Raw genomic sequence first — 26,915 nt, forward strand, 5'->3', positions numbered from 1 at the left:
AGACGGGAAGCTCCCTCATGGAGGCCACTCTCCCGATGCCAGCCCCGCTGCTTACCGAAGGCTGGAGGGGGCCACTTGCGAGGCCTGCGGCCAGGCGCAATAGTCCGCCGCATAATAGGCGCCCGGACGGAAGTTTCCTGAAGCGCCCGGTCCACCGAAAGGCATCTGGCCACTGGCCCCGACGGTCGGCCGGTTCAGGTTGAGGATGCCGGCGCGAAGCCGGCCTTTAACCCCTTCCCATGTCGGCAGGTCGTCACAGACAAGTCCGCCCGCCAGTCCGAACCGCGTTGCATTTGCCAGCGCGATAGCCTGATCGATATCACCGGCGCGGTAAACCTGCAGCAGTGGACCGAACATTTCCTCATCCACTGGGGCTGCCCCCGACATGTCGATCAGCCCGGCGGAGACAAAGCCGAGATTTTCGTCTTTCTGTTCCAGAGGGAGGATGGCGCGCGCGCCTTCCGAGATCAGCTTGTTCTGGAACGTCACGGCCTGCGCCGCCGCATGTGCACTGACGAGCGGGCCCATGAAGGCGGTGTCGTCATTCCATGGGCCGACGGCGAGATGCCTCGCGCGCTCTGCGATAGATTCCACAAGCTGATCTCCGAAACGCCCTTCAGGCAGGATGAGGCGTCTTGCGCAGGAACATCTCTGCCCCGTGGTCAGATAGGCGGACTGTATCGCGATCTCGGCCGCCGCTTCCACATCCGTTGGTTCCCAGATGATCAGGGGATTGTTGCCACCCATCTCCAGCGCCAAGATGACCTCGGGGCGGCCCGCAAAGTAGCGGTGAAACATGCGGCCGGTGTGTTCAGAGCCTGTGAACAGGAGGCCGTTGATATCCGCCGCGAGCAAGTCCGCGCCGGTATCCCGTCCGCCCTGAACAAGGTTGACGCAGCCAGCCGGGAGGCCCGCTGCCTGGAAGGCGTCCATCATGAGGGGGGCAACGGACGGCGCCAGTTCCGACGCTTTGAACACGCACGTATTTCCGGCCAGAAGGGCAGGAACAATATGACCATTCGGCAGGTGGCCAGGGAAGTTGTAAGGCCCGAAAACAGCCATCACGCCGTGGGGCCTGTGTGTCAGATCCAGATGTCCGAAGTCGGCCGGCAGGCTGTGCTCACCTGCGCGGTCGGCCTGGGCTTTGATCGAGACGGCAATCTTGGCGACCATTGTGTCGACTTCGATGCGGGCTTCTTTGAGCAGCTTGCCCATGTCGCGGCTGATGGCGAGCGCCATGGCTTCTTTGCGGAGGCGCAGTTCCTCAGCATACCGTTCAAGCACGGCCTGCCGGGTGGAGAGGTTCGTTTGCTCCCATGCATCGAATGCGGCGCGAGCAGCCTCGGCGGCCTGTCCTGTCTGCGCGGCGGAAGCCGCCCGGCCCGTCCAGACCACCTCGCCGCTGGCCGAGCAGGTCTTCTGGAAAGGTGCGCCGTCTCCCGGCACCCATTTGCCATTGATATAGCAGTCGCCTGAATGGGGCTGAGCGGTCATTGTGTTTGCTCCGGGGAGAAGTGGACGCGGCCCAGGCGCTTTCCGGAGGTCACAGCCTCCAGTGCGGCGGAGAAGCGTCTCGTTTCAGCAGATGCGTAAGTGTCAAAGTAGCGGAAGTTTACCGGGCCGATGCCATGTTCCGCGCTATAGCTGCCGTCAAAATCCTCGACGGCGGTTTTGATCACGGTGTCGCGGATCATCCGCTCACGGTCCGGAGTCCAGTCGCCGGGGGCGAGATGATCGACAAGATTGAAGTGAATGCCGCCATCGCCAACATGGCCGAAGTCGCAGATCTCCACATCCGGGAACAGTTCGCCGAGTTGGGCCTTCATGGCCGCCCTGAAGCGCAGCACATCGCCCCGCCGGAAAGACAGATCGAACGCGTAGAGACGGCCCCGCTTGCGGACGCCTTCAGACAGAGCGTGCCGGATGGCCCACACTTCCTCGGCCCGTCCGATCACGACATCGCCCATGTTCGCCGCGCCGCTCTCCGCGATGCCGACAAGCCCGCCGATGAGAATGTCATCCAGCGACCGGTCCGCCTCATCCAGAGGCCAGTCGCAGGAAAGCTCAACCAGCAAGGCAATGTCAGGCAGGTCGCCACCAAATGGCCTTCTCAGCGAAGGGACGTGAGCATGCGCCGCGCGCATCGCATTGGCTGACATGAATTCAAGCGCGGAGAGAAGAGAGCCAAACCGGCGCTCCAGTTCCAGGAGGAGGTCTGGCAGTGCGCTCTCGTCAGGCAGGGCGATGAGGGCGGTTGCTTTATGCTTGGCCGTCGGTTCGACGTTGAAGGTGCATTCGGTGATGACACCGAAGCTGGCACCTGTGCCGACGAAAAGCTGCTTCCAGTCCGGGCCGGTCGCGGTCTTGCGCAGGGCGCCGCCCAGCCGGACAATTGTTCCGTTCCTGTCGCCGAGGATGACGGTCAGGCCGAGAACGTGACGCCGGACATCGCCGTAGCGCATCAGGCGGCTTCCGCCGGTATTGGTGGCCACCATGCCACCGATGCAGGGATCAGACCCGAGATCAATCGGCATGTAGAGTGCTTCAGGCGAGAGACGGGCGTTGATATCCGACAGGCGAAGGCCTGCGCCGCATGTGACGGTTCGGTTGATCCGGTCGAGGTGAAAGTCGCCCGTCATCCGCTCAAGACTGAGAACGGCGTGGTGCCCGTCCGGGTCCGGAACACTTGCGCCGACAAGCCCGGTCCTGCCGGATTGCGGCACAAGCTGAATGCCCTCCTGAACGCATAAGGCAATGATGTCAGAGGCGACCTGCGTCGATCGCGGGCGCGCCACGAACAGGGCGGAGCCTTTTTCACCGCGTCCGCCCTGGCAATAGGTTTCGATGATCTGCGGATCGAGATCTATATCGTCTCGCTGGGTCAGGGAGGCAGGCAGGGACCTATTCATGGATCGCGAGTTCTTTCGGCTGCTCATGCGCAAACAGTTGCTGCAGCGATGCGCGGGATTCCTGCTCATACAGGGCCTGAGCCTGCGAGACGGGGCAGCCGAGCGCTTCTTCAAAAGCGGCCTGATTGCCTTTCGTGCCGGTATTCGTGCTGCCCTGTGACCTCAGATTGGAGCGGAAGATGCCCGCTGCGCTGACCGGCAGGAAATCCTCATAGGTAATCGGTTCCGGGATGATCGAACCGTCCGCGATGAGTTTCTCCAGGGCGTCAGAGCTTTCCGGGGGCGCAGCAGGCAGGCATGCGCCCGGTGCTGCGCGGTATTTGAACCAAGCGAGCTTCTTGATCCGCAACGCATTCCAGTCGGCTGGAATGGCGTCAAAATCCCCGCTCGCCAGACAGGCATTGTAGAGATCCATGCCCGCGCAGGTGAGCGCTGCCCCACGTGACTCGATTTCGCCAAAGCGGGCGGTGTGCACGCCAGCCGCATCGACACCGTCCAGATTGCGGAAGGTGACGGATTCCTCAAGCGCCCGGAAGGCCGTCTGGCGCAGCAGGATCGGGCATTTCCGCCGCGGCGGGCCTTCGATGACGGCCTTTGCGGGCAGTCCCAGATCGATCATCTTTTGCTGCGCCGCGTCGATGTCACTGACGCGTGGGGTCAGGTGATTGATGTGCGGATTGGGGAAGCAGACAACGTCAGCCAGCAGAGGGTGTTCGTTGAGCAGCGCATCATAGACGCGTTTGGTCGACAATGCTTCGCCGCGCCAGCGGAAGGTCTCGATCAGAGCGTCCAGGAAGGCCTCGCCTTCCGCGTCGGTCAGTCCGCCTTGAGCTTCTGCCCGTTCAATATAGCGCAGCGCGACGGGAGACATCACGGATCGCTCACGGGTGAGACGTTCCACTTCATCCTTCAGCGCAGGAGAGGCGATCTGGTCAAGTCGCACGAGCGAGACAAAGAGACGAAACGGACTCCGCTCAATCGCGTCGCCATTGATGGGGCGGAACGCGGTTGAGTGGACGGGCAGTCCGGCCGCGGCGAGATCGTAATAATCGACCGGGAACATGCCCAGCACGCCAAGGGCTCTGCGCAGGAGGGAGAGTTCTTCCGGCAGGGCGAGACGAATGGCGCCGTGCCTTTCCTGACCGAGCCGCGCGCCGGAAAAGGTCGAGGCCTCGGCGTCTGCGATATTAATGTTCTCGACCAGGTCCACCAGCGTCCCATAGGCGGGCACTTCCTCGCGATACATCAGCGAGAGGCGGTCTGCGAAATTCTGGCGCAGGCGCCATGGCGGGGTGAACTCAGACATTGTCGAGGCTCCAATTGGTGTGGGCATGGGGTTCTTTACCGGGGTTGGAAGGTGGCGGTGTGCTGATCAGAAAGCGCGTATCCTGGCCCGCATTGAGTTGGCTGATCGCAGACGCGTGGCAGGTGACGCGATCTTGGGCATCGATGCTGACGCAGCCGACATAGGCCCGGAAATCCTGAAGGGAAGAGGAGGCAAGCAGCGTCATCTGTGCGCCGGGTTCAGGATGTCCATCCATCAAGCTGACCTGCCGCGCCGTGCGTGCACTGTTCAGTTCACCGAGCGTCGACAGAACAATCGGGCCACCATCCGACATGTCGATGAGGGAGGAAGGGTGAAACCCCTCCTGAACCAGCAGGCGCAATGCGCCGGCGGCCGTGTCGTGTGGGCGCCCAATGGCGTGCAGGGCCTTTTCGTCCAGTGTGTCGAGCGGCACGTGCAGGCCGTCGAATTCCGACAGGATGAACCCGGCACCGTCCCGCGCGAGCCGGGCGTCGGACTCCTCATAGGTCTGGCCGAGGCGCGGTGACCAGATCGCGTCATAGAAGGGCGAGCATTCCGCCTCATCACACCAGCCTCTCAGTTGCGAGACGATGGGCTTGTCGAACAGGTCCGGGCGCGTGGCCATCAGCATATAGCGCGCGCGCGCCAGATAGCGCCCGGCGCCGGAGGCGCGGTGAGCGGGGTGCAGAAACAGGGAGCCGACTTCCGTAAAGCCCTGCAGTGTCCGCCGGAGGGTCAGGGCATCGGGGCGTTCGGAAGGGCCGTTCATTTCGAAGTCAGCGCACATGAACGCATCTGATCCGACGCCGGTCTTGACGCTTGCGCACCCGACAACATCGCCGGTCTCGCAATGCTCCATCACCAGGAAATAGGTGCCTTTGGGGCTGCCTTCCGGCGAAGCGAACGAGGCTTCGCTGCAGGCGATCAGCGCGCGCAGATACGTTTCCTCTGCCTGCAGACTGGTAAAACCAGGGCCAGCCTGCAGGCAGAGGGCGAATAACCCGGCCAGATCACCAGAACTGACGGGCCTGATGATGTATCCGGGGGGGACCATTATTGCGATGAACCGGCGGCTGCCACCGGTACGCGTTGCAAGCTTTCCAGAGCGCCATCAATGATCGCGATGGCCTGCTCGATCTCTGCCGCGCTGACATTCAGCGGCGGCGCGAGGCGGACCGTGTTGTCACCAGCCACGCCCGCGAGCAGACCGTTTTCACGAAGACGGTCACGCATTGCCGTGTTGAGGCCGCTGCCGAGCTTGAAGCCCGCCAGAAGGCCCTTGCCGCGAACTTCTGTCACCAGATCCGGATATTTCGTTTTCAGACGGTTCAGCTCGCCGTGCAGCTGCGCCGATCTTTCGCGGACGTTTTCGAGAAAGCCCGGTGCAGTCAGGTGATCGAGCACCGCCGTGCCGACTGCCACTGCAAGCGGGTTGCCGCCATAGGTCGTGCCGTGTGTACCGGGCACCATGTGGCGCGCCACGTCGCCGGTCGCAAGGCACATGCCGAGCGGGAAGCCCCCGCCGACGCCTTTGGCCGTCGCCATCAGGTCCGGCGCGGCGCGCTCGCTCCATTGGTGTGCAAACAATTGCCCGGTACGTCCGGCGCCGCATTGCACTTCATCATAGATCAGCAGGATGCCTTGCGCATCGCACAGCTCCCGCAGGGCTTCCAGATAGGAGGTGGGTGCAGGCCGCAGGCCGCCTTCGCCCTGGACAGGCTCGATCAGGATAGCGGCTGTGTGTTCGTCCGTCATGGCACGGAGGGCATCCATGTCTCCGAACGGGGCCTGTTTGTAGCCGGGAAGGCGGGGGCCGAAGCCTTCGAGATATTTCGGGTTCCCGGCTGCGTTGACCGTCGCATAGGTGCGGCCGTGGAAGGCACCTTCGAAACCGATAATGTCGATGCGTTCCGGATGGCCCTGTTCGGCGTGGAATTTGCGCGCGCTCTTGAGGGCGCATTCGATCGACTCGGCGCCGGAGTTCGTGAAGAAGACGCGATCTGCAAAGGTCAGCTCGCAATACCGCCGCGCCAGTTCGGCCTGGCCGGGCACATCGAACATGTTGCTGAGGTGCCAGATCTTCTGCGCCTGCGTGTGCAGCGCCTCGACCAGATCCGGGTGCGCGTGGCCCAGCGTGTTGACGGAAATGCCGGCAATAAAGTCGAGATACTGGCGGCCGGACGTGTCGGTCAGCCAGCTCCCTTTGCCGTGAGAAAACTGCAGTTCTGGCGGGGCGTAAGTCGGAAACAGGCTGTCGCGGTTCATGGGGACCTCTTTTCTGGTTCGCCCATGGGTGCCGCATCTGCCTAATCATTGTAATCGTCAAACGGGGCAATATAATGCATATGATCAGGCAATATGGTGCCTCAGATATGCAAAGTGACGAAATACGATGATCAGGCTGACGGACAGTGACTATGATATGATCGAGGTGCTCAAGCGCTCGGGCCGCATCAGCGTGACCGATCTTGCCAAAACGCTCTCGGTCTCCCGCTCCACCGCGCAGAAGCGGCTGGAACGGCTGGAGACGTCGGGCGTGATTGATTCCTACACCTGCATCCTGGCGGCGCCCTACCAGCGGGACTGGGTGAGCGCGCATGTCCTGGTCAATGTGGCGCCGAAGACGATGGACGCCGTGGTGCAGAAACTGTCGCGCGTGACGGGAGTTGAGGAAGTGCACTCGGTCAGCGGAGAGTTCGACCTGATCGTCGTTATCGCGGCCCCGTCCGTGCAAAACCTTGAAGCCTATGTCGACACGGTGATCGCCATTGACGGCGTCGAGCGCACCCGCTCCTCCGTCATCCTCTCCACCCGTATCAACCGGCGCTCTTGAAACGGCATGGCCGCCGACTGAAAATGCGAACCTGCTTGAGGGTGTTGTCAGGGGAACCGGGCTTGAGTTGGCCAATCCGGGCGCTTAGCCTCAGGAAATGACAAAATCACCCTTCCGCTACTTCAAGACCTCGCCCGAAATTATCCAGCTTGCGGTCATGTTGTACGTTCGCTTTCCGCTATCTTTGCGGAATGTCGAAGATCTGCTCCATGAGCGAGGCATCGACATCTGCCATGAGACGGTCCGCCACTGGGCAGATCGTTTCGGTACTTATTTCACCCATAAAATCCGCAAGCGCCGATCTGAACGAATGAGACAATCGCCACAATGGCAGTGGCACCTGGACGAGGTGTTCGTGAAGATCCGTGGGCAGACCCACTATCTCTGGCGAGCGGTCGATCATGAGGGCGAAGTGCTCGAAACCTTTGTCACGAAGACTCGGGACAAGGCTTCCGCATTGAAATTCCTCAAGAAAGCAATGAAGCGGTATGGTAATCCGCATGTTGTGGTGACGGATAGATGCCCGTCCTATCGCGCTGCGATGAAAGTGATTGGGAACGAAGGTCGCCAAGAAACAGGGCGCCATTTCAACAACCGCGCCGAAAACTCACACTTACTATTCCGAAGACGGGAGCGGGCCATGTCACGATTCCGGCGCATGCGAAGTTTGCAGAAATTCGTCTCAGTCCATTCATCAGTGTACAATCACTTCAACTTCGAAAGGCACATCAACACCAGAATTCGGTTCAAGCAGAAACGAGACGCCGCGCTTCGCGAATGGCGGGCGCTTCTCGTCGCTTAAAACCGGCTGGTTCGCGAAAAGCGGAGACTGTTTCGAGTTTGTCTGACAGCACCGCCAGCCGGTCTGCTGATATGGCAGCAAATCCCGCAGCATTTAATTGCTATCGCAAAGGCCAGCGTATCTGTGGTTGGGCTATTATCTGGCGACACCAAGCAACGTAAATGTCAGCGATGTCCTCAATCGCATAGATTCAATGTCCGCAGCGGCGGGTCAGCGTTTGTAGGTCGACAACTCTATCATTTCCGTTGTCATCTGCTCCTGTCGGGCCTGCTGGTAAGCCTGCTCTACTTCCGTCCGGCGCTTGCGAAGATTGTTCTGCGCCCGCGCCATGGCTTCAACTCTTGCGCGGGCTTCCGTTTCGGCTCCCTGCATCATGACCCGGGCGACGCTGGCAAACAGTGCTTCCTGAAGAAGGCCAGTCAGTAGCTCGGCCGCGGGCAGGGTCATGATAGGCGGGATCTGCGACGTGCCCCCCTCCGGTGGGGCTGGCGGGAACAGGCGGGATAGGGTCTGGTTGTGTCCAGCGTGTACCGATCCGGTCAGGGCGTGGATCACACCGGGATAATGTACCGATTGTTCAACCAGCACATCTGTCGTCTGGCTGGCCAGTGCCGGAATGGCCGCAGGATGCCCCGGCAGGTCAGCCGACCAGAGGGGCGTGTGGCCGGCGGCTTTCAGCATGTCTTCAGTCCGGGCGCCGATCACGACCAGCCCCATGCCAGGCTTGAGCGTGGATTGCGCAGCCACGGCAATGTGTTCCGGATAGGCACCGCAAAAGCCCTGCGCTGCACCGACCACAAGCAGCAGGCCTGGTCCTTCCGTCTCCATCTGCGGGGCTGACGCAGCGAGCGAAGTCGCCAGCGCGTGTGTCACTGTCCCGGCATAAGCATCGATCGCCCTGACGGCGGTATCTGCGGAACTAGCGTGACCGGCCGCGATAGCGCGCAGCGCGCCGACAACATCACCTATCTCGTCGAGGCTTTGCAGCCGTTGTTGGATTTCTTCTGGGCGCTGGCTCATGCCTGTTTCAGTGCAGACTGCACCACCTCCAGAATTGCGGATCTCTTCTCGTGGTCCAGTTTGGGGGCTCTCAGGTCCAGGTCGGATAATCTTGAGTCGTTTGCGAGCATGGATGGCAGTTTTGTTTTCAGATGGGCGATCTCTGCCAGATCAACATCGTCCAGCATGCCGTCATTCAGGGCGCTGAGAAGCGCAATCTGTGTGAGCAGGTCCAGCGGTGAAAGGCGGGGCTGCGCCAGCAATGCGGCGATGCGCTCGCCTCGCTTCATACGCGCGGCCATGGCCTCGTCGCCGAAGCCGCCGAACCGCGAGAACATTTTCATTTCGAGATATTGGGCATAGTCAAGCCGCAATCGTCCGGAGACGGATTTCATCGTAGCCCGTTGCGCCTTTCCGCCAACCCGGCTGACAGACAGGCCGATATCGATGGCGGGCCTCTGATTTGCGGCGAACAATGATTGCGACATGACAATCTGGCCGTCCGAAATGGAGATCAGATTGGTTGGAATATACGCCGACAGATTGCCGGCCTCGATCTCGGCAATCGGCAGGGCGGTCAGCGATCCGCCGCCGCGCGCTTTCGACAGTTTCGCTGCGCGCTCCAGCAGGCGGGCATGAAGATAGAAGATGTCGCCAGGATAGGCTTCCCGGCCAGGCGGCTGGCGGGACAGGAGCGCCAGTTCCCGGTGCGTGGCGGCATGCTTGGTCAGATCGTCATAGACGATCAGCACATGCCGTCCCCTGTCCCGGAACCATTCGGCAATTGATGTCGCTGAGAAGGGCGCCAGCCATTGCAGGCCCGGTTCTGCAGATGCTTCTGCAACAATGAAAATCGTCTGATCCATGCGCCCATGTTCGCGCACCGCGTCGATCACATGCCTCACGGCAGACGTTCGCTGGCCGATGGCAACATAGATTGAAATTATGTCGCTGTTGGCCTGGTTGATGATTGTGTCGACAGCGATGGAAGTCTTACCGGTCTGGCGTTCTCCGATGATCAGTTCGCGCTGTCCGCGGCCAATCGCAAACAGCGCATCGACGACCAACAGGCCCGTTTCAACAGGTTCGCTGACAAAGTCCCGGTCGATGATGGATGGGGCCGGGCGTTCGACGGGCAAGCGCTCTTCGCTGTCGGGCAAGGGGCCATCATCGAGCGGCCGCCCCAGCGGATCCAGCACCCGGCCAAACAGACCCTCTCCGACCGGTACGGAGGCAAGCAGCCCCGTCCGTGTAACGCGCGTTCCCGCTGCGACATCGTCGGCCGGGTCGAGGCAGGCAACGTTAAGATGGTCTTCTTCCAGTGTAAGGACAAAGCCGCGTGCACCAGTGGCAAAGGTCACGATCTCATTGAGTTCTGCGCCGGGCAGGCCGTCCACCATGGCCAATCCATCGGCAATGGCGATCACCTTGCCACGTTCTTCAGCCTCGGCGCCAAGCTGGGCGCTGGCGATGCGCGCCCTCAGCGGATCGAGGGCGGGATCAGTCTGGTCCGTCATCTCGCATCGCTTCGGTGATCTGTTCCAGGTCGTGGGCGAGAGAATTCCGGATAGCGCCGCTGTCGGATTGCAGCTCAAGCCCGGCAATTAGCTGCGGCGCTACGGAAAATTCCGGGTTGATCTCGAATGGCGCCAGCGCCGATTTCACGAGAGCCAGGTCGCTGTCCGAAAGCGGTGCTGCACTCATCAGCGTCAGGTTCCCGCCTTTCAACAGGGCGCCCCGTTCGGTCGGAGGCATTTTCTGGAGAGAGGCCACCAGCCGGCTGAGATAGCTGCCAACATCCTGAGGCTGCGCCGTCAGGGCGCGTTCGGCAATGGCGGCGGCGAGGTCCCGGACGCGGGCCATTTGCTGCGCCTTGTTTTCGTGGATATTGCGCTCGTGCGCGGCGTGCCCATCAGACACAATTTTCTCTGCTTCGGCGTGGGCTTTCTCCAGCAGGGCAAGTCGTTCGGCCTCCGCGTCCTTGCGCGCCTGGTCGAGAACGTCCTGACGGGCCGCAGCGGTTGCGTCCGCCTCGGCCTGCGCCTTCTGGGTCGCGGCCTTCGCTTCCGCCTTCGCTTTTTCGACCGCTTCCAGGGCTGCGTCAGTCTCAGCCTGCCGGCGTGCAATCACGTTCGCGACCGGCCGGAAAAGGAAGTATCTCAGGATCGCCAGCAGCAGCAGGACGTTGACGATCTGGAAGCCGAAGGTGACCCAGTCGAAACTCATTGAGCGAAGGGGTTGGCGAACAGCAGCAGCAGGGAAACGACGAGGCAGTAGATGGCCGTCGTCTCGATCATGGCGAGGCCGACGAAAAGCGTGCGGGAGATTGCTCCGGCAGACTCCGGCTGGCGGGCAATGGCCTCCAGCGCCGCCGCAACGGCCCGTCCTTCTGCCAGCGCAGGCCCAATTGCGCCGAACGCGACGGCAAACGTCGCCGCAATGATGCTGATGGCCGGAACATAATCAGTCATGGGTCTCTTCCTTTTGTTGTGTTTCCGGGGGCGGTCCCGCTTCGTTGACCGCCGATCCGACGAAGACGAGCGCCAGAGTAGCGAAGATATATGCTTGCACCGCGCCGGTCAGCATCTCCAGCGCCATCAACGGGATGGGCACCAGCAGCCCTGCGAGCGAAAGGACGATGCTGATGATAAATGCACCGCTCATGACATTGCCGAACAGGCGGATCATCAGGGAGAAATGACGCGTGATCTGGCCGACAAGGTTCAATGGCAGCATGAACCAGCTGGGCCGGACGAACGATACGAGCCAGCCGCCTACACCCAGTGACCGGATGCCCCAGATGATCGACGCGGCGAACACGATGACAGCCAGCGCGGCATCCGTCTCCAGATGCGCTGTCGGCGGTTCGACGCCCGGCACCAGAGAGCTCCAGTTGGCCGCGAGGATGAAGATCAGCAATGTGCCGATCAACGGGCGGAACCGGGCAGGGTCGCCGGGCACGGTCGCGCGGATTTCGCTGTCGAGCGTGGTGACAATCAGTTCAAGGACGGCCTGCGCCCGGCCAGGCTTGAGGCTCAGCTGCCGGGTGATCAGGAAGGATCCGGCGGCCAGCACCGCCATAATGACCCAGGTCACCACGACCGGCCATGTAACGCCGAGCGGACCAATCGAGAATGCGGTCTCCACATTGAACGGAGAGGCGCCCATCACCGAGCCCCCCTCAGCACGATGAACCTGCCCAGCAGGATACCCGCCGCTCCGGCCAGCAGAACCAGCGCGCCGCCTTGCGCGAACAGGAACAGCACGCCACCCAGCAGGACCAACCGTCCAAGCTGAGCCCCGACAGCAGACAAACGGCCTTCGACGATCCTGTTCGCGACCCATTCGAGGCTCGCAAAGTGCAGCCATCCGGCGCCGATCCCGGCAAGGCCGGCCAGTAGGGCGAGTATCAGGGCGCTCACATCCGGCATCATTGCTCCTGTATCCACCGCCAGGCCAGCACGAAGCCGAATACCGCCCCGGCCATCAGCAGCGCTGCTGACATCGTGATGCCCGTATTCAGCCAGTCGTCCAGCCAGTGCCCGATGAACAGCCCGGTCAGGATAGGCACGACGATGATCCAGCCAAGTGCGCCTATAGTCGCGAACCGGCGGGCGAGCGACGGCTCCGGGTCGGCCTTGCCCGCCTTGTCCAGCGCGTCCGCACGGCGGGCGGCTTCCTCCGTGCGGTCGCTGTCGTCGTTCATTTGTCGGCATCCGGCTGCAGGCCGAGCGTGTCCCCGCCCGCGGCAAGTTCGTGCATCAGGCGGCGGACGGCATGCGCATAAAGCTTCACGCCCTGCGCCCGTGCCCGCCTGGATTCGTCCAGCGCCTCCTTCCGCGCTGCAGCGACACGCGGCCTGAGCGTGGCGAGATCATCGCTGAGGATCGCCTCCCGGCACGCAACGCGCACCAGGTTGCCGCTGGTCACGCTGAAGATGCCGCCTCTGAGTGCACAATAGCGCCACGGTCCTTCTGCCGTCCGCCAGCGCATGACGCCGGCATCGATCACAGTCAGGAAATCCGTATGACCCGGCTTGATCCCGAAATCACCGCTCGCGTCCTCGGCACGCAGTGAGACGATATCCTCCTCTTGCAGGATGATCCGCAGCGGTGTCGTCACGGTGAGCTTGAGCACTGCCGTCATGGTACTGTCTTCCGAGACGCTTCTTCATGCGCGCGGGCCTCTTCCAGCGATCCGATCATGTAGAGAGATCTTTCATCCCAGTCGTCACAATCGCCGGAAAGGATCGCGCGGCAGCCCTTGATTGTATCCTCTGTAGAGACGCTGCGCCCCTCCATGCCGGTGAAGGCCGCCGCCACGAAGAAGGGTTGTGTCAGGAACCTCTGCAGCTTGCGCGCCCGGCCGACCAGAAGCTGTTCGTCACTGCTCAGCTCCTCTACACCCAGCAGGGCGATCACATCGCGCATTTCGCTGTAGTGTTCGATCAGCTTGCGGACTTCCGTTGCTGTCTGCACATGGTCCTCGCCCACGATCATCGGATCCAGCAGGGTGGAAGTCGTGCGCAAAGGGTCGATCGCCGGATAGATGCCTTCGGCGGCGAGATCCCGCGACAGCATAACCATACTGTCCATATGCGTGCTGATCGCGGCAATGGCAGGATCGGTGAAATCGTCCGCAGGCACATAGACGGCTTCGATAGCGGTGACGGCCGCGCGGCTGGATGAGGTAATGCGTTCCTGAAGATAGGCCACCTCGGTCGCCAGTGTCGGCTGGTAACCCACACGCGACGGCATCCGGCCGAGCAGTCCGGAGACTTCGGCTCCCGCCTGAACGAAGCGGAATACATTGTCCATCATCAGGAGGACATTGCGCTGATCGGTGTCGCGTACATGCTCGGCTATCGTCATCGCCGTCAGCGGCACACGCCAGCGCGCCCCGGGCGGCTCATTCATCTGACCATAGACGAGAATTGTCCGGTCCAGCACGCCGTAATTCGTCATGTCGTGGAGCATCTCATGCCCCTCGCGAGAGCGTTCGCCGACCCCGGCAAAAACTGACACGCCGTCATAGTCTTTCACCATTGCGTGGATCAGTTCGGTGACCAGAACCGTCTTGCCAACGCCTGCGCCGCCGAACAGGGCCGCCTTGCCGCCCTGTGCCAGCGGGGCCAGCAGGTCCAGTACTTTGATGCCGGTAGAGAACAGCCGGACTTCGGTGCGTTGCTTGGAAAGCGGCGGCGACGCCTGGTGAATGGACCGGCGCGGTGTATCCTCCGGCAGCGGTGTGCCGCCATCGCCGATGTTGCCCACAACGTTCAGGAGGCGGCCAAGCACCGCATCGCCCACTGGTACGGTAATGGGCGCGCCCGTCATCCGCGCCTCCATCAGCCGCGATAGGCCCTGCGTTGGCTGCAGCGCGATGGCGCGAAAATGCCGGGTGTCGAGATGCGCCTGAACCTCGCACATGACGGCAGATCGGTCCGGGTCCACGATTACGGCATCGTTGATGGCCGGCAGTGCTCCGTCACAGACAAAGTCTATCACTGGTCCTCGAACAGATGTGACCCTTGCCATTTGGTCAGGCAAAACATTCTCCCGGTTCCAACACAGACCAGATCGCTTCGCAGGCCCTTGGTTCTACCGATATTATGATAATACGCGGTTGTTTTGAATGCCGGTCTTTCCGGCAATTTACGTCCAACCCAGACATCCCGCCCACAGGCCATGGGCAATGAATCTTTTAGCTGGGTAGTGTCGAGAAAGCAGGCTCGAACGTGGTTGTGATCCAAGCTTCCATAATGAAGGGGTCAGGTAGTAGGGTAACGCAAAATAGCTCGCCAAACCTTCGTCGGCGCGCCCGCGTTCATCAAATGAAAGACAAATCCATGCCCGCTATTTCGATTACACCAGAGCAAGTGTCCGACTATATCGCACAGGCGGGGCGCGATGCCTGGATTGTGCCTGATGTACCCGCTGATACCCAACGCCGCAAAATCCAGAAAGTCGGCGTCATTGGCGCCGGAACAATGGGCGGTGGTATTTCAATGAACTTCGCCACTGTGGGCATTCCGGTGCTTGTTCTGGAGCAAAAGCAGGAAGCCCTTGATCGGGGTCTCAGCGTGGTGCGTGGTCATTATCAGCGCAGTGCCGACAAGGGACGGTTTCCGCAAGACGAAGTCGAGGCGCGTATGGCGTGCCTGACTGGCACACTGAATATGGAAGACTTTGCAGACTGTGACCTCGTCATTGAGGCCGTCTTTGAAGACATGGATCTGAAGAAGAAAATATTCTCCGAACTGGACCGGATCATGAAGCCGGGCGCGATCCTTGCCACCAATACATCCGCATTGGACATCAACGAGATCGCCAGTGTCACCAAACGGCCGGAAGATGTCATCGGACTACACTTCTTTTCCCCCGCCAATGTGATGAAGCTTCTCGAAATTGTTCGGACAGACCACACGGCAGATGATGTGATTGCAACCTGCATGGACCTGGCCAGGACCATCAACAAGATCGCAGTGCTCGTTGGTGTCTGTCCTGGCTTTGTGGGTAACCGCATCCTGTTTGCCCGCCAGGCCCAGGCGCAGAAGCTCGTCGCTCAAGGCGCCATGCCCTGGGATGTCGATGCGGCCCTGAATGCATTCGGGTTTCGAATGGGCCCTTATCAGATGTCAGACCTTGCCGGTCTGGATATCGGCTGGAAGAAGGGCGCAAAAACTGCCAACCCAATCCGCGACGCACTTTGCGAACTTGACCGGCGTGGCCAGAAAACCGGTGCCGGCTATTATGACTATGATGAAAACCGCCGTCCGATTCCGTCGGAGGTGACGGCAAAAGTCATTGCAGACATCACGGGCGTGGAAGCGGGATCGGCGCCGGGCCAGGAAGACATTATCGCGACCTGTATTCACCCGATGATCAATGAAGGGCTCAAGATTCTCGAAGAGAAGAAAGCGCAACGGGCTTCAGATATCGATATTGTCTGGCTCAATGGTTATGGCTGGCCATCAGACAAAGGCGGGCCCATGCTCTATGGGGATATGGTCGGGGCCGAAGCGGTGCTCGCCACCATGGAGCGTCTTGGTGCAGAAGATGAACGCTTTGCGCCGAGTGAAACGCTCAAACGGCTCGCTAAGGATGGCGGCCGCTTCATCGACGTTCAACCCGGTTGATGAGGCGACCTTATAGGCGCTTGGAACCTGTTCGACCGCGAAAAGCGGAGACTGGTTAGAATTCGTCTGACTGCACCGCCAGCCACACTCCCAAGCAGAAAAAGCTAAACTCGCCTCCGTACAAACCCGCACACACCGCGGGCTTTGGCGCCAGGACCGCGTCTCTGTTCCGGAACAGGGCAGATTTCAGGCCCGAAATCTGCCGCCATCTCCAATCGTCAAATGCAACAGCACCCTTAGGCCCGATTTCCCTGATAAGGCATACTCAGCGGAGCCGAGCCTGAGGGTGCCAATCTAGGCGTTTAGTCTCTGGAAATGACCAAAACACTATTTCGCTATTTCAAGACGTCACCCTAGATCATCCAGCTTGCGGTGATGCTGTATGTCCGTTTCCCGTTATCTCTGCGCAATGTCGAAGACCTGCCCCATGAACGAGGGATCGATATCTGTCGCGAAACCGTCCGTCACTGGGTAGACTGTTTCGACACTTACTTCGCGCAAGAGATCCGCAAACATCGATCTGAAAGAATGAGGCAATCGCCGCAATGGCAGTGGCATCTGGACGAAGTCTTCGTGAAGATCCGTGGGCAGACTCACTACCTTTAGCGCGCGGTTGATCACGAAGGTGAGGTGCTAGAGTCTTTCGTCACAAAGACTCGCGATAAGGCCTCTACATTGAAATTCATGAGAAAAGCCATGAAGCGGTACGGCAAGGCTAAGGTCGTCGTCACGGACAAGCTTCGCTCGTATAGGGACTCTGGACGAGATCGGAAATGCCAGGCGCCAAGCTTGGCCTATTGCCGAAAAAAGAAGCACCACCATTCGAAGCGTAAAATCTTGCACTTGAGTCAATAATTAGAACGTGTTCTAAATTTATCGGATGAGCAGTGGAGGAAACCTTGTCCGATAACAATCTGTCAGTCGTCCGGAAATCAATCCTTCCGCGAGCCGGAGATAGCTGGGCGTCGATCGCAGAGCGCGAGCTCCCCAAGTTGAAGATCGAGGACGCAATCTCAAGCCTGCAGAGCTGGAATCTCCATGTATTCATGCGTGCGCCTGCTCCAGAGGATAGCCCGCGGGCTGGCAATCCCATCCTGCCGAGCGACGTTATCTTCATCGAGCCGCCTCTGGCCGCTGCATGAGCAGCGCCGTAATCAGGCATGTCCAGATCGCGGCAGCCCATGACGGGATCGCCGAACTGATCGTAACGCTCGCGTTCGAGAATGGCGGGCGCTCACTGGTGACGCTCGATGAGTACGCCACGAGCAGGCTGATGGAATCGACCGGCGTCGAGCGACCCGAAGACCTCACCGGAACCGGCTGGGAGCATGTGCGCGACGCGCTCGCCGCTTCTTCGGCTCGCTTTCTAAAAGACCAGAAAAAAGACCAAAGGGAAACGCCCCATGTATGATCTCATTATCCGCAATGGCACCGTTGTCGACGGCTCCGGCTTGCCGGGCTATCAGGCCGATGTCGCGATCACCGGCAACCGTATCGCCAAGATCGGCAAGATTGCCGAAACCGCCGACAGGGAAATTGACGCGAGCGGCAAGGTCGTTTCTCCAGGTTTTATCGACCCGCACACCCACTTTGATGCGCAGCTTCTCTGGGATGGCGCGGCCAAGCCCGCTCTCTCACATGGCGTCACCACGATCGTGCCGGGCAATTGCTCGCTGTCACTGGCGCCTCTGAAAGCTGACCACCGCATGCGCCTCGTCGGCATGTTCAACCAGATCGAAGAGATGCCCTACAAGGCGTTCCGCGAAGGGGTCGTCTGGGATTGGGAGACATTTTCGGAGTATATCACGCGCATCCGCAAGGGCCTGGCGATCAATGTCGCCCCGCTCGTCGGCCATAGTGTGATCCGTCTCTGGGTCATGAACGATGCCGCAACCGAGCGCACTGCAACGGATGCGGAAATCGCCGAAATGCAGGATGTTCTGCGTGAATGCCTCGACGCGGGTGCAGCCGGTCTGTCGACGAGCTATGTCGACATGGATGAAACGCTGCAGCCTGTTCCGAGCCGTTATGCCGATGCACGCGAAGTTGACGCGCTGGCGGCTGTGCTCAGCGAATATGGCCGCATGCTTCAGATCGTGCCTGAATTCTACGATCCGGACCTCACGATCGCCAGGCTCGACCAGCTGGCTGATCTGTCGATCAAGTACCAGATTCCGACCACCTTCTCGCCGCTCTTCGTCAATTCCGACAATGTGGACGCGGTCGACAAGGTGATGAAGCGGGTCGACGAGCAATTCGCGCGTGGTGCTCGCGTCTGGCCGCAGGTTCAGACCCGTCCGATCGACATTTCATTCTCGTTTGCTGTGCCGAGCTTGCTCTTCATCCGCTTCCCCAATTGGTACCGCGTCATGCGTTTCGGTACACCTGAACAAATCAAGGCGCACTTCGCCGATCCCGAGAATCGAAAAGCCCGCGCCGCCGAGGTGGCTGATTTGAAGGATCTCTGGCCGCGTCTCGTGCTACGTCAGGTAAAGACCGAGGCCAATCAGAAATATGTCGGCCAGACGCTCGCCGAAATCGCAAAGGAGCGGGGTGTGACGCCGGTTGAGGCGATGATCGACCTTTCGGTCGAGGAAGACCTTGATGCGCATTTCCTGGCCGCTGACATGGGACACAACAATGACGACAAGGTCGTCAGCCTGCTGAAGCACCCGCGCGTCCATATTGGCGCAAGTGACGGCGGTGCGCACATCCTGTCATTCTCCACCTATGGCGATACAGGTTACCTGTTTGGCCACTTCGTCCGCAATCTGAAGACGATGCGTCTGGAAGACGCTGTGAAAAAAGTGACATCTGACACCGCCTCGATTTGGGGTATTCCGGAACGAGGTTTTCTGCAGCCTGGCTACATTGCCGATGTTGCTGTGTTCGACCCCGAAACGGTTGACCGCGGTGTGGAGAAATTCGTTCAGGACGTGCCGGGCGATGGCAGCCGCTATGTGCGCGACTCTCACGGCGTCGATACAGTCATCGTCGGCGGCGGCATCGCGTGGTCGGTCAGGGATGGCTATCAGGATGCACGCGGGGTCGTCCTGCCGGGCGCGCGCGCAGACGCCCCGGAACTGGTTGCCGCCGAATGACCTGGCCAGGGGTGAGCCAGCGCCGGGTCGCGACAAACGGGATCGAACTCAACGTTGCAGAAGCCGGTAAAGGGCCGCTTGTCCTGCTTCTGCACGGCTTTCCGGAATCCTGGTACTCGTGGCGCCATCAGTTCAAGCCGATCGCGGACGCGGGATACCATGTCGTGGCGCCCGACATGCGTGGCTACGGAAAATCCGACAAGCCGCACGCGATCGAAGCATATAACCAGGTCGAAGTTCGTAAGGATATCATGGGTCTGATCCCGGCGCTGGGTTATGAGAGCGCCATAGTGATCGGCCATGATTGGGGCGCGCCCACGGCGTGGGCGACGGCGCTTCACCATCCGGATCAGGTTAGAGCGGTGGGCGCTCTGTCCGTGCCATTCATCCCGCGCTCACCCGTTCAGCCGATGCCGGCGATTCGGGAAATGTTCAAGGGGCAGTTCTTCTACCAGCTATACTTTTTCGAACCGGGCATCGCCGAAGCAGAATTCGAAGCGGATATCCGTATGGCTTTGAAAAAGTTCCTGGTCATGGCTGGGGGGGAGACAGATCTCACTCAGCTTGCCCCCAAGGGACCAGACGACGACATGTTTTCCAGCCAGCCAGAACCGGAATCACTGCCGGGTTGGCTTAGCGAAGACGATCTAGACTTCTATACCGGGGAGTTTTCTCAGTCCGGCATGAGAGGTCCGCTGAACTATTATCGCAATCACGATCTTGCCTGGAAGCTCACAGAAGGTGCACCGACCTTCATCGATCAGCCCGCCTTCTTTGCTGCCGGTACGAATGATGGTGTGATCATGATGGCTGCCGAAGCCTATCAAGCCATGCCGAGTTTTGTCCGCGACCTCCGCATTAATGAGCTGATCCCCGGGATTGGCCACTGGACTCAGCAGGAAGCGCCGGAGAAGACCAACGAAATCATCCTTCGCTTCCTGAAGGAGGTCGATGGATGAGCGAAGATGTGCTGGTCGTCGGAGCCGGAATCGGTGGCCTTTGTACTGCGCTCTCACTTGCGCCGACCGGACGGCAGATTACGCTTCTTGAGCGCGATCAGCCGCCGCCGGCGGAAGATCCGGATGTCGTATTTCTTAACTGGCACAGGCGCGGCGCGGGCCATGTCCGCCAGAGTCACGCTTTTCTCGCGCGGCTGAGAAACATCATCAAACAGCACCATCCAGAACTGCTCGACGATTTGAAAGCGATGGGGGCGCGGGATCTCACCTTCGACATGATGTTGTCTGATATCCAGCGCGCTCATTACCAGCCGCTTCCGGAAGATTCCGATCTCACCATTATCACCAGTCGTCGCACGACCCTTGAGCTTGCCATTCGCCGCTATGTCGAAAGGCTGGAGAATGTCACGATCCGATCCGGCTTCTTCGTCCGTAAACTGAGTACAAGGCCGGTAGCAAACGGAGTGGTCGAAGTAATTGGCGTGTCCGGCGAACAGGAAGACGTACCTGTTGAACTTACGACGAAGACGATTGTCGATGCCAGTGGCAAGTCCGGTTTTCTGATCGAACAGCTGATGGAAGAAGGTGCAGCCATCACCGAAGAAAGCGAGTCGGCGGGCATCCTCTATTTCACGCGCCACTATCGCCTGCTTCCTGGCATGGAAGAACCTGACCGCACCAAAAACCCACCAGCTAGCGGTGATCTCGGCTACATCAAGTTCGGTGTGTTTCCGGGCGACAATGGCTGCTTCTCGATTACCATATCCGTGCCCGAGGTGGAGACAGAGCTTCGCAAAGCGATCATGAATCCGGACATATTTCACGGCATCACCCTACAGCTGCCGGGTCTTTACCCCTGGACCAATTCGGAACGCGCTGAGCCGCGCGGCAAAGTACATGGCATGGGTGACCTGCACAGTCGTTGGCGTGATGTCGTAACCGATGGCAAGCCGACGGTTCTCAACTACTACCCCTTGGGCGATACGCTGGTGCGAACCAATCCGCTTTATGGGCGGGGTTGCTCCTTTGCAGCGGTCAGCGCAGAATTGCTGCGTGAGACGTTTGACGAGACGAGTGATCCTGAAACCCGCCAGATCATCTATAACAAGCGCCTGCGCAATGAACTTCGGCCCTATTACATAAACCAACGCGCGCAAGATCGCTCCGCCATCAAGCGCGCTGAAGCGGCCCTCACGCCAGGCTATAAGAAGAGCTGGCGAGGGCGGATCATCGAAAGTTTTTTCGAAGATGGTGTGCGGATCGCCATCCGCTCTGATGTAGACCTTCTGCGCCAGGCGATGCGCGGCTTTCACATGCTGGAGCATCCCAACAAATGGCTGGGCAAGCCAAAGAATTTCAGCCGGGTGCTCTACTATTGGGCGCGCGGCAAGAAGCGCAATGTGGCGGCCTATCCGCCAGAGCCCGGGCCTGACCGAACGGAACTGATGCGCGCCCTTGAGATCGATCACCTGTCTGATTTACGTCTCGAAGCAGTCGAGGCGAAGCCTGCAGCATGACCGTCAGCACCTAGGGGAAATGATGACAGAAGATGTCAGCAAACGCGAACAGGCCAAGGCTGAACGCCGGCGCCGGATCGTGCGGGCCGCCCGCGATCTAATCCGCGAGACGGGTGACACTGATCTCTCCATGCGCACGCTGGCACAACGGGCTGAAGTGAGCCTGTCGACACCCTATAATTTGTTCGGATCGAAACGCGCTGTCGTTCTCGCAGTGCTGGAAGACGAACGTGACTTCGCCAAGCGTTTTCGCAAACTTAATGCCGGAAACAGTATCGACAGAATCTTTGGGGCGCACGAACTCGCCTTTGGCTATTACACGAGCGACCCGGACTTTTACCGCACGCTTTGGCGCGCCCTGCTTAGCACGTCCGGACATGACGATACTGGGCTTGCAACGCCGGAACGGCTCGCCCAGACGCGTGCAATATGGCTAGGCTTGCTGGGAAACGCTGCGCGCGACGGGTTTCTTTCCAAAGATGTTCCGATCGAACTGATCGTTCAGGCAATGGCGCAAATTTCGGGAGGTGCACTTCTGTCTTGGGTGGTGGGAAGTCTGTCGACTTCGGCACTCACGCCAACGGTCGGCATTGGTTATGCTCTTTGCCTGAATGGTGCTTCCAATCCGTCCGGCAAGAACCTTCTTCAATCAAAAATGTCGGTTTACCAGTCGGAGCTATCAACGGTCGGCTCAGGTGCGGCGGAGTATTCTCCCGAAACGATGTAACGCTCAACGGCCTATCGGTTCAGCTTGGTTGAATGAATGCTTTCCGCGAGATCACGCCTGAAGGCTCAGTCGGCATGAACGACCGGTTTGGATTGTCACGGCCGTTCATCAGTCCGTTGGTAACTTGGTGAAACTGCCCCCTTGCTGCCGCTGTTGTATGTCATTGTTGTGCCTGTTTGATCTCGAATCGAGCCTTGAAAGGAGGCAGGGAGAGGTCGCCGCGCTTCCTGGCGTATCAGCTAATTCACGGCTCGGTCTTTGCCCTGCCAGTAAGGTGCGCGCAGGTCCTTTTTCAGGATCTTTCCGGAGGCGTTGCGCGGCAGGGCTTCGACGAAGTCCACGCTCTTGGGTGCCTTGAAGCCGGCAATCCTGGAGCGGGCGAAAGACAGAATGGAGTCTGCATCCGGCCGGGCGCCGGGCTTCAGGGCAACGACGGCCTTGGCGGCCTCGCCCCACTTGTCGTCCGGCACACCGATAATGGCTACTTCGGCCACGTCCGGATGGCCATAGACGGCATTTTCCACTTCGGCAGGGTAAATATTCTCGCCGCCGGAGATGATCATGTCTTTGACCCGGTCGTGGATGTAGAGGTAGCCGTCTTCGTCCAGGTAGCCAGCATCGCCAGTGTGGAGCCAGCCATCCTCTGCAATCGTGCTGCGCGTCGCCTCATCCAGGTTCCAATAACCCTTCATGTTGGCGCGCGAGCGCGTCACGACTTCGCCCACCGTGTTGGGCGGCAGCACGTTGCCCTCGCTGTCCTCGATACGAATCTCCACGCCCGGCATGGGGATGCCGGCAGCACGCATGCGCTGGTTGCCGTTCGGGTCATGATCTTCAGGCGGAAGGTAGACGATCGTTCCGCACGTCTCAGTCATGCCGTATTGCTGGCAGAAACCGCAGCCAAACACCTCCATGCACTCGCGAAGCAGGTCGAGCGGTATCGGTGAGGCGCCATAAAGGATGTATTTCAGCCGCGAATAGTCGACGTTGCGGGCATTCGGCTGACGCACGACAATCTGCAGCGCCGCCGGCACCATAAACATCTTCGAGGCTCCGTCCTTTTCGATGAAATCCAGTACACGGAAAGGGTCGAACTCGCGCGCAACGATGCCCTTAGCACCGTTGTAGAGCCCAACAATGCCCCATCCCGTGCCCCCGATATGACCCACGGGCATGGCGACAAGGCTGACATCGTCCGGCCCCCACTGGTTCCAGGGCAGGTCCGCTTCAGCAGCTTCGCGGCGGCCGCCAAGGAGATTGTCATGGCTGAGCATGGCGCCCTTGGGCCGACCGGTTGTTCCGGATGTGTACAATTGCAGGGCAACATTGTCCGGGGGGATATCGATGTCGGGGTCTGCATCGGTTTGGCCGTCACGCCAGCCGGCAAAGCCGTCAGGCCCATCCGTTTCCATGAATATGACCTGCGGTGGGTTTTCCAGTTCGGACAGCGCGGCTTTTGCCTGCTCTGCCACTTCCGGCCCGACAAACAGAAGGGAGCCTTGCCCGTCCTGAATGATATATGCCATTTCTGCCGGTGCCAGACGCCACCCGATGGGCAATGTCACGCCGCCCATCTTCGCTGCACCGAAGAGAAGTTCGAAGTATTGATCACTGTTCTTGCCGACATAGGCGACGCGTTCGCCCTTTTTCACACCGGACGCGATGAGGGCATTGGCGACCTTGTTCGTGTTCCGGTCGAACTGTCTGAAGCTCGTGTCCCGCCCTTCGAAGCTGAGTGCAACCGCCTCCGGCCGCTCACGCGCATGGAACCTTGCGATATCGCCCAATGTGGGCATCTGATCGAAATCTGCTTTTGTAAGGGCTTCTGAGGCGCTCATTCGCTTTCTCCGGATCTCGTCGGCTGTTCCTGGAAGGACATTCGGGACTTATGGATACCTGAATAAAATAACATGCACAGCGGGCCTCTCGTTTAAATGCGGCACGTCGGGGGCCCCCCGCAAATAATAAAATAAGCTGCGCTTCCGGTTTCACGGGAAGCGCAGCTCGTCGAGGGGAGGGGGCTAGAATTTGTAGCTCAATGTTGCCCCGTAGGTTCTGGGCTGTCCGGCGAACCGCAGGATGACGTTGGCGTTGGATGTGATCTGTTGCCAGTAATACTCGTCGGTCAGGTTCTTGCCCCAGATGGAGAACTCCCAGGTATCATTCAGCGAATAGACGCCTATGCTGCCGTTAAGCAGGCCGTAGGAGTCGATATCATAATTCCGATTGTCAGGGTCACCTGCCGTCGAATCGCTCTGCCAGCGACCGCTGAGGGCCCCGCGCAAGCCGAGGTTCGTGGTAATCGGCTTATCGTAGACCAATGTCAGGCTTGCCGTAGTTTCCGGACTATAGAGGAAGGGGTCTCCCTGGATATTGGTCGGCAATCCGGCCGCATCCGTGGTCGGGAAGTCGCCGAACTCGGTATGCAGCAGGGTCAGGCCGCCGATGGCCGTCAGTTCCCGGCTCAGGAGCCATGTCACGTCCGCATCCAGACCGTAAGCCTCCCCCTCCGGGGCGTTTTGAAGCCGGGCGAGGGCCCTGTAGATCGGATCGGGGAAGAAGGATGACACCTGCTTGTCGGTATAGTCGTAATAAAACAGCGACGCGTTGGCCTGCATGCGCTGGTTAAAGAGCCCGGCCTTCACGCCGACTTCATAAGCGAGCAGGTCTTCCTGCGTGGCAGGTGCGTTCTGTTCGGACTTCGAAGCTGCGTTCACAGGCGTCGAAGCGGACTTGTAGCCTTGCGAAACGGACGCAAACAGCAGCGTGTTCGGAAGGGAATCCGGTGTCCAGTTGGCGACAACCCGCCACGACACGTTGTCTTCCTTCGTATCCGACTTGACCGGGCCGAAAGAGTTGGTGGTCACATCATAGGTATTACAGCCGTTCTCCGGGAGCGTAGCAGGCGGTGCTGAGAGCCCGTAAAGCGCTGTGAAGAAGACGCGGTTGAACACATTGACGTTGGGCTGCATCGACCCGTTCACGTCACCGGAGCAGCCGACATATTTCTGACTGTCATCCGTGTAACGAATGCCGGTCGTGAGGGAGAACTCCGGAGAGAACTCCCAATCAGCATTCGCAAAAATGCTCCACGTCCGCGACTCGAAGTCGCCGGTGTCATAATAGGTTTGGAATGAATTGAGCAGGTCCGGATCCGAATAGGGTTGTCCCGTTTCCGGATCAACATTGACGACAGATACCAGGCCCGCAGTGCTCGCCGGGAACCCGAGCAGCGTCGGGTCGACGGTCAGCAGATAGCTCGCATAGCTGACAAAGTTGGAGTTTGCGTTATCGCGCAGCATGGTGCGGTTGCCGTCAACCGCCTCGTCCTTGCCGTAATAGCCGCCGACCAGCCAGTTTGCGATCCCGTTCTTGCCTTCGAGACGGAGTTCCTGGCTGAATGATTTGATCTCGCCACTGACGTCCTGCAGCAGGATTTGGTAGGGCACACCCGACCAGTCGAGGATGGCGTCCCGTTCCAGCTTGTTGTAGCCGGTCAGAGAGACGAGGCGCATGTCATTGTCGAAAGTATAATCCACGCCGAGTTTGATGGCGTGGAACTTCGAGTCTTCCTCGGTCGGGCCTTTAATGCCCTGTCCGGCGCCGATATCCATGGAACGGAGATAAGAGGGCGCCCAGTCTGCTTGCTCGCCGCTGGTCGGGAAGTTGTTGGCGAGGAAATTCGCCAGCCCGGGCTCATTGAACGCCGATGTCGTTGTTGCATTCGCGGGATCGGTCGGTGGAGTGAATGCGATACCTTGCCCGGCGATTGTGTCAGACTTGTTGACCCAGCCATTATAGGACAGGTCTATGTTCAGCTGATCCGTCGGCTGGATGGCCAGAGCCGCGCGGTAGCCGAGCTTGTCGACCGTGCCGCGATCCTCGCCGCGGGAGATCGATTTCTGCCAGCCCTTGTCGCTGTTTTCGCTGCGGATCGCGAAGCGGGCCTGCACATTCTTGGCGATCGGAAGGTTGACCATGCCTTCGAGGTTCCAAGTGTCGTAGTTGCCGACATCTGCGGACATGCTCGCCTGGAATTCGTCCTTGGGCTTGTTGGTCACGACGTTGATCAGGCCGGCCGTCGTGTTGCGGCCAAACAAGGTCCCCTGCGGGCCTTTCAGGACCTCGATACGCTCGATGTCGAACATCGGACCGGAGTTCATGAACGGATAAGGATAGGCAACTTCGTCGACATAGGTGCCGACGGTCGAAGTGGCGGAAACGTTGATCGTGTTGAAGCCGATTCCGCGAAGCGTGTAGGTTGGCACGCCCTGGTAGCTCTGGGACACGGAAAAGCTGGGCACGAGGGCCTGGAGATCATCAACCTTGTTGACCCGGAGTGTATCGAGTTGCTCTCCGCCAAAGGCCTGGATCGACATCGGCACGTCATTCGCCGATTCTTCACGCCGCTGGGCCGTCACCGTGATGGAGCCAAGCTTCAGGGAGTTTTGGCTGCTGTCAGCGGCTTCTGTGGACGCGATGTCTGCGCCCTGTGCAAGCGCAGGCAGACCTGCGCCGAGGGCCGTCAGAGAGACACCTACGCATAGTGATTTCAATACTGCAGAACGGTTTTTCACGATTTCCTCCCATTGTCTCATTTGTTGAGACTTGACGAGAGGTTCCC

Annotated in this window: 24 protein-coding genes and 1 pseudogene; 9 read left to right on the forward strand and 16 right to left on the reverse strand. The window is 59.8% G+C overall.

Translation table 11 applies throughout. The features are described from left to right. Nucleotides 1-51: 51 nt before the first annotated feature. From astD to HJA_RS05945, 5 genes are read right to left on the reverse strand one after another with little or no spacing between them, the layout of a single operon-like run. Nucleotides 52-1,494 (reverse strand): succinylglutamate-semialdehyde dehydrogenase, encoded by a 1,443-nt coding sequence (gene astD / locus HJA_RS05925; RefSeq protein WP_035579435.1) that lies wholly within the window; start codon nt 1,492-1,494, stop codon nt 52-54. Beyond that, nucleotides 1,491-2,909 carry an FAD-binding oxidoreductase gene (locus HJA_RS05930; protein ID WP_051597414.1) on the reverse strand — a complete coding sequence of 473 codons (1,419 nt, stop codon included), beginning with the start codon at nt 2,907-2,909 and terminating at the stop codon, nt 1,491-1,493. Before HJA_RS05930 ends, astD begins: the two co-directional genes overlap by 4 nt. Then, nucleotides 2,902-4,215: a VOC family protein gene (locus tag HJA_RS05935; protein ID WP_035579438.1), complete on the reverse strand. Its 1,314-nt coding sequence runs from the start codon at nt 4,213-4,215 to the stop codon at nt 2,902-2,904. Before HJA_RS05935 ends, HJA_RS05930 begins: the two co-directional genes overlap by 8 nt. Further along, nucleotides 4,208-5,269 (reverse strand): arginine N-succinyltransferase, encoded by a 1,062-nt coding sequence (locus HJA_RS17915; RefSeq protein ID WP_051597415.1) that lies wholly within the window; start codon nt 5,267-5,269, stop codon nt 4,208-4,210. The genes HJA_RS05935 and HJA_RS17915 overlap by 8 nt, the downstream gene beginning before the upstream one ends. Further along, on the reverse strand, nt 5,269-6,480 hold the full coding sequence (locus tag HJA_RS05945; protein ID WP_035579440.1) for an aspartate aminotransferase family protein: 1,212 nt from the start codon (nt 6,478-6,480) through the stop codon (nt 5,269-5,271). The genes HJA_RS17915 and HJA_RS05945 overlap by 1 nt, the downstream gene beginning before the upstream one ends. A 127-nt stretch (nt 6,481-6,607) precedes the next feature. On the opposite strand from HJA_RS05945, the gene HJA_RS05950 reads away from it, so the two are divergent. After that, a complete protein-coding gene (locus tag HJA_RS05950; RefSeq protein WP_035579442.1) occupies nt 6,608-7,048 on the forward strand; it encodes an Lrp/AsnC family transcriptional regulator in 441 nt (146 codons plus the stop codon). 97 nt (nt 7,049-7,145) lie between these two features. After that, on the forward strand, nt 7,146-7,850 hold the full coding sequence (locus HJA_RS05955) for an IS6 family transposase (RefSeq protein ID WP_035579445.1): 705 nt from the start codon (nt 7,146-7,148) through the stop codon (nt 7,848-7,850). A gap of 210 nt (nt 7,851-8,060) precedes the next feature. Here HJA_RS05955 and HJA_RS05960 read toward each other — a convergent pair whose 3' ends face one another. From HJA_RS05960 to atpD, 9 genes are read right to left on the reverse strand one after another with little or no spacing between them, the layout of a single operon-like run. Then, complete coding sequence (locus HJA_RS05960; RefSeq protein ID WP_035579447.1) at nt 8,061-8,870, reverse strand: F0F1 ATP synthase subunit gamma; 810 nt, start codon at nt 8,868-8,870, stop codon at nt 8,061-8,063. Next, complete coding sequence (locus tag HJA_RS05965; protein WP_035579449.1) at nt 8,867-10,366, reverse strand: F0F1 ATP synthase subunit alpha; 1,500 nt, start codon at nt 10,364-10,366, stop codon at nt 8,867-8,869. The genes HJA_RS05960 and HJA_RS05965 overlap by 4 nt, the downstream gene beginning before the upstream one ends. Continuing rightward, a complete protein-coding gene (locus tag HJA_RS05970) occupies nt 10,350-11,075 on the reverse strand; it encodes a F0F1 ATP synthase subunit B family protein (protein ID WP_035579452.1) in 726 nt (241 codons plus the stop codon). The genes HJA_RS05965 and HJA_RS05970 overlap by 17 nt, the downstream gene beginning before the upstream one ends. Continuing rightward, complete coding sequence (locus HJA_RS05975) at nt 11,072-11,320, reverse strand: F0F1 ATP synthase subunit C (protein WP_035579453.1); 249 nt, start codon at nt 11,318-11,320, stop codon at nt 11,072-11,074. Before HJA_RS05975 ends, HJA_RS05970 begins: the two co-directional genes overlap by 4 nt. Further along, nucleotides 11,313-12,017, reverse strand: a complete 705-nt coding sequence (locus tag HJA_RS05980; protein ID WP_035579454.1) for a F0F1 ATP synthase subunit A — start codon at nt 12,015-12,017, stop codon at nt 11,313-11,315. The genes HJA_RS05975 and HJA_RS05980 overlap by 8 nt, the downstream gene beginning before the upstream one ends. After that, on the reverse strand, nt 12,017-12,283 hold the full coding sequence (locus HJA_RS05985; protein WP_035579456.1) for an N-ATPase subunit AtpR: 267 nt from the start codon (nt 12,281-12,283) through the stop codon (nt 12,017-12,019). Before HJA_RS05985 ends, HJA_RS05980 begins: the two co-directional genes overlap by 1 nt. Next, entirely contained in the window at nt 12,280-12,555 is a 276-nt protein-coding gene (locus HJA_RS05990; RefSeq protein ID WP_035579459.1) for an AtpZ/AtpI family protein, read from the reverse strand. The genes HJA_RS05985 and HJA_RS05990 overlap by 4 nt, the downstream gene beginning before the upstream one ends. Next, nucleotides 12,552-12,995, reverse strand: a complete 444-nt coding sequence (locus HJA_RS05995) for a F0F1 ATP synthase subunit epsilon (protein WP_035579461.1) — start codon at nt 12,993-12,995, stop codon at nt 12,552-12,554. Before HJA_RS05995 ends, HJA_RS05990 begins: the two co-directional genes overlap by 4 nt. Beyond that, nucleotides 12,992-14,386, reverse strand: coding sequence for a F0F1 ATP synthase subunit beta (gene atpD / locus HJA_RS06000; protein WP_035579463.1), 1,395 nt, complete (start codon nt 14,384-14,386; stop codon nt 12,992-12,994). The genes HJA_RS05995 and atpD overlap by 4 nt, the downstream gene beginning before the upstream one ends. 311 nt (nt 14,387-14,697) lie before the next feature. Here atpD and HJA_RS06005 point away from each other — a divergent pair, with 311 nt between their 5' ends. From HJA_RS06005 to HJA_RS06035, 7 genes and pseudogenes are all read left to right on the forward strand, one after another. Further along, nucleotides 14,698-15,987 (forward strand): 3-hydroxyacyl-CoA dehydrogenase, encoded by a 1,290-nt coding sequence (locus HJA_RS06005; RefSeq protein ID WP_035579770.1) that lies wholly within the window; start codon nt 14,698-14,700, stop codon nt 15,985-15,987. Between the two features lie 375 nt (nt 15,988-16,362). After that, nucleotides 16,363-16,737, forward strand: a pseudogene (locus HJA_RS18870) (IS6 family transposase); the annotation flags it as partial. A 388-nt stretch (nt 16,738-17,125) separates the two neighbouring features. Beyond that, the gene (locus tag HJA_RS06015) at nt 17,126-17,398 is read left to right on the forward strand and encodes a hypothetical protein (RefSeq protein ID WP_035579466.1); all 273 of its coding nucleotides are present in this window, start codon (nt 17,126-17,128) and stop codon (nt 17,396-17,398) included. Beyond that, nucleotides 17,391-19,088 carry an N-acyl-D-amino-acid deacylase family protein gene (locus HJA_RS06020; RefSeq protein WP_035579468.1) on the forward strand — a complete coding sequence of 566 codons (1,698 nt, stop codon included), beginning with the start codon at nt 17,391-17,393 and terminating at the stop codon, nt 19,086-19,088. The genes HJA_RS06015 and HJA_RS06020 overlap by 8 nt, the downstream gene beginning before the upstream one ends. After that, nucleotides 19,085-20,047, forward strand: coding sequence for an alpha/beta fold hydrolase (locus HJA_RS06025; RefSeq protein WP_035579470.1), 963 nt, complete (start codon nt 19,085-19,087; stop codon nt 20,045-20,047). Before HJA_RS06020 ends, HJA_RS06025 begins: the two co-directional genes overlap by 4 nt. Further along, a complete protein-coding gene (locus HJA_RS06030) occupies nt 20,044-21,564 on the forward strand; it encodes an FAD-dependent oxidoreductase (RefSeq protein WP_035579471.1) in 1,521 nt (506 codons plus the stop codon). The genes HJA_RS06025 and HJA_RS06030 overlap by 4 nt, the downstream gene beginning before the upstream one ends. Before the next feature lie 19 nt (nt 21,565-21,583). Continuing rightward, nucleotides 21,584-22,291 (forward strand): TetR/AcrR family transcriptional regulator, encoded by a 708-nt coding sequence (locus HJA_RS06035; RefSeq protein WP_241764302.1) that lies wholly within the window; start codon nt 21,584-21,586, stop codon nt 22,289-22,291. 239 nt (nt 22,292-22,530) lie between these two features. Here HJA_RS06035 and HJA_RS06040 read toward each other — a convergent pair whose 3' ends face one another. Further along, nucleotides 22,531-24,129, reverse strand: coding sequence for a fatty acid--CoA ligase (locus HJA_RS06040; protein ID WP_035579473.1), 1,599 nt, complete (start codon nt 24,127-24,129; stop codon nt 22,531-22,533). Nucleotides 24,130-24,312: 183 nt separating this feature from the next. Further along, nucleotides 24,313-26,868 (reverse strand): TonB-dependent receptor, encoded by a 2,556-nt coding sequence (locus HJA_RS06045; RefSeq protein ID WP_241764303.1) that lies wholly within the window; start codon nt 26,866-26,868, stop codon nt 24,313-24,315. Nucleotides 26,869-26,915 lie beyond the last annotated feature (47 nt).

It is taken from the genome of Hyphomonas jannaschiana VP2 (assembly GCF_000685215.1).
GTDB classification, from domain to species: Bacteria; Pseudomonadota; Alphaproteobacteria; order Caulobacterales; family Hyphomonadaceae; genus Hyphomonas; species Hyphomonas jannaschiana.

Coding starts and splice junctions, on each gene's coding strand:
- astD (WP_035579435.1), bottom strand. CDS start 1,494: ATGACCGCTCAGCCCCATTCAGGCGACTGCTATATCAATGGCAAATGG.
- HJA_RS05930 (WP_051597414.1), bottom strand. CDS start 2,909: ATGAATAGGTCCCTGCCTGCCTCCCTGACCCAGCGAGACGATATAGAT.
- HJA_RS05935 (WP_035579438.1), bottom strand. CDS start 4,215: ATGTCTGAGTTCACCCCGCCATGGCGCCTGCGCCAGAATTTCGCAGAC.
- HJA_RS17915 (WP_051597415.1), bottom strand. CDS start 5,269: ATGGTCCCCCCCGGATACATCATCAGGCCCGTCAGTTCTGGTGATCTG.
- HJA_RS05945 (WP_035579440.1), bottom strand. CDS start 6,480: ATGAACCGCGACAGCCTGTTTCCGACTTACGCCCCGCCAGAACTGCAG.
- HJA_RS05950 (WP_035579442.1), top strand. CDS start 6,608: ATGATCAGGCTGACGGACAGTGACTATGATATGATCGAGGTGCTCAAG.
- HJA_RS05955 (WP_035579445.1), top strand. CDS start 7,146: ATGACAAAATCACCCTTCCGCTACTTCAAGACCTCGCCCGAAATTATC.
- HJA_RS05960 (WP_035579447.1), bottom strand. CDS start 8,870: ATGAGCCAGCGCCCAGAAGAAATCCAACAACGGCTGCAAAGCCTCGAC.
- HJA_RS05965 (WP_035579449.1), bottom strand. CDS start 10,366: ATGACGGACCAGACTGATCCCGCCCTCGATCCGCTGAGGGCGCGCATC.
- HJA_RS05970 (WP_035579452.1), bottom strand. CDS start 11,075: ATGAGTTTCGACTGGGTCACCTTCGGCTTCCAGATCGTCAACGTCCTG.
- HJA_RS05975 (WP_035579453.1), bottom strand. CDS start 11,320: ATGACTGATTATGTTCCGGCCATCAGCATCATTGCGGCGACGTTTGCC.
- HJA_RS05980 (WP_035579454.1), bottom strand. CDS start 12,017: ATGGGCGCCTCTCCGTTCAATGTGGAGACCGCATTCTCGATTGGTCCG.
- HJA_RS05985 (WP_035579456.1), bottom strand. CDS start 12,283: ATGATGCCGGATGTGAGCGCCCTGATACTCGCCCTACTGGCCGGCCTT.
- HJA_RS05990 (WP_035579459.1), bottom strand. CDS start 12,555: ATGAACGACGACAGCGACCGCACGGAGGAAGCCGCCCGCCGTGCGGAC.
- HJA_RS05995 (WP_035579461.1), bottom strand. CDS start 12,995: ATGACGGCAGTGCTCAAGCTCACCGTGACGACACCGCTGCGGATCATC.
- atpD (WP_035579463.1), bottom strand. CDS start 14,386: ATGGCAAGGGTCACATCTGTTCGAGGACCAGTGATAGACTTTGTCTGT.
- HJA_RS06005 (WP_035579770.1), top strand. CDS start 14,698: ATGCCCGCTATTTCGATTACACCAGAGCAAGTGTCCGACTATATCGCA.
- HJA_RS06015 (WP_035579466.1), top strand. CDS start 17,126: ATGAGCAGCGCCGTAATCAGGCATGTCCAGATCGCGGCAGCCCATGAC.
- HJA_RS06020 (WP_035579468.1), top strand. CDS start 17,391: ATGTATGATCTCATTATCCGCAATGGCACCGTTGTCGACGGCTCCGGC.
- HJA_RS06025 (WP_035579470.1), top strand. CDS start 19,085: ATGACCTGGCCAGGGGTGAGCCAGCGCCGGGTCGCGACAAACGGGATC.
- HJA_RS06030 (WP_035579471.1), top strand. CDS start 20,044: ATGAGCGAAGATGTGCTGGTCGTCGGAGCCGGAATCGGTGGCCTTTGT.
- HJA_RS06035 (WP_241764302.1), top strand. CDS start 21,584: ATGATGACAGAAGATGTCAGCAAACGCGAACAGGCCAAGGCTGAACGC.
- HJA_RS06040 (WP_035579473.1), bottom strand. CDS start 24,129: ATGAGCGCCTCAGAAGCCCTTACAAAAGCAGATTTCGATCAGATGCCC.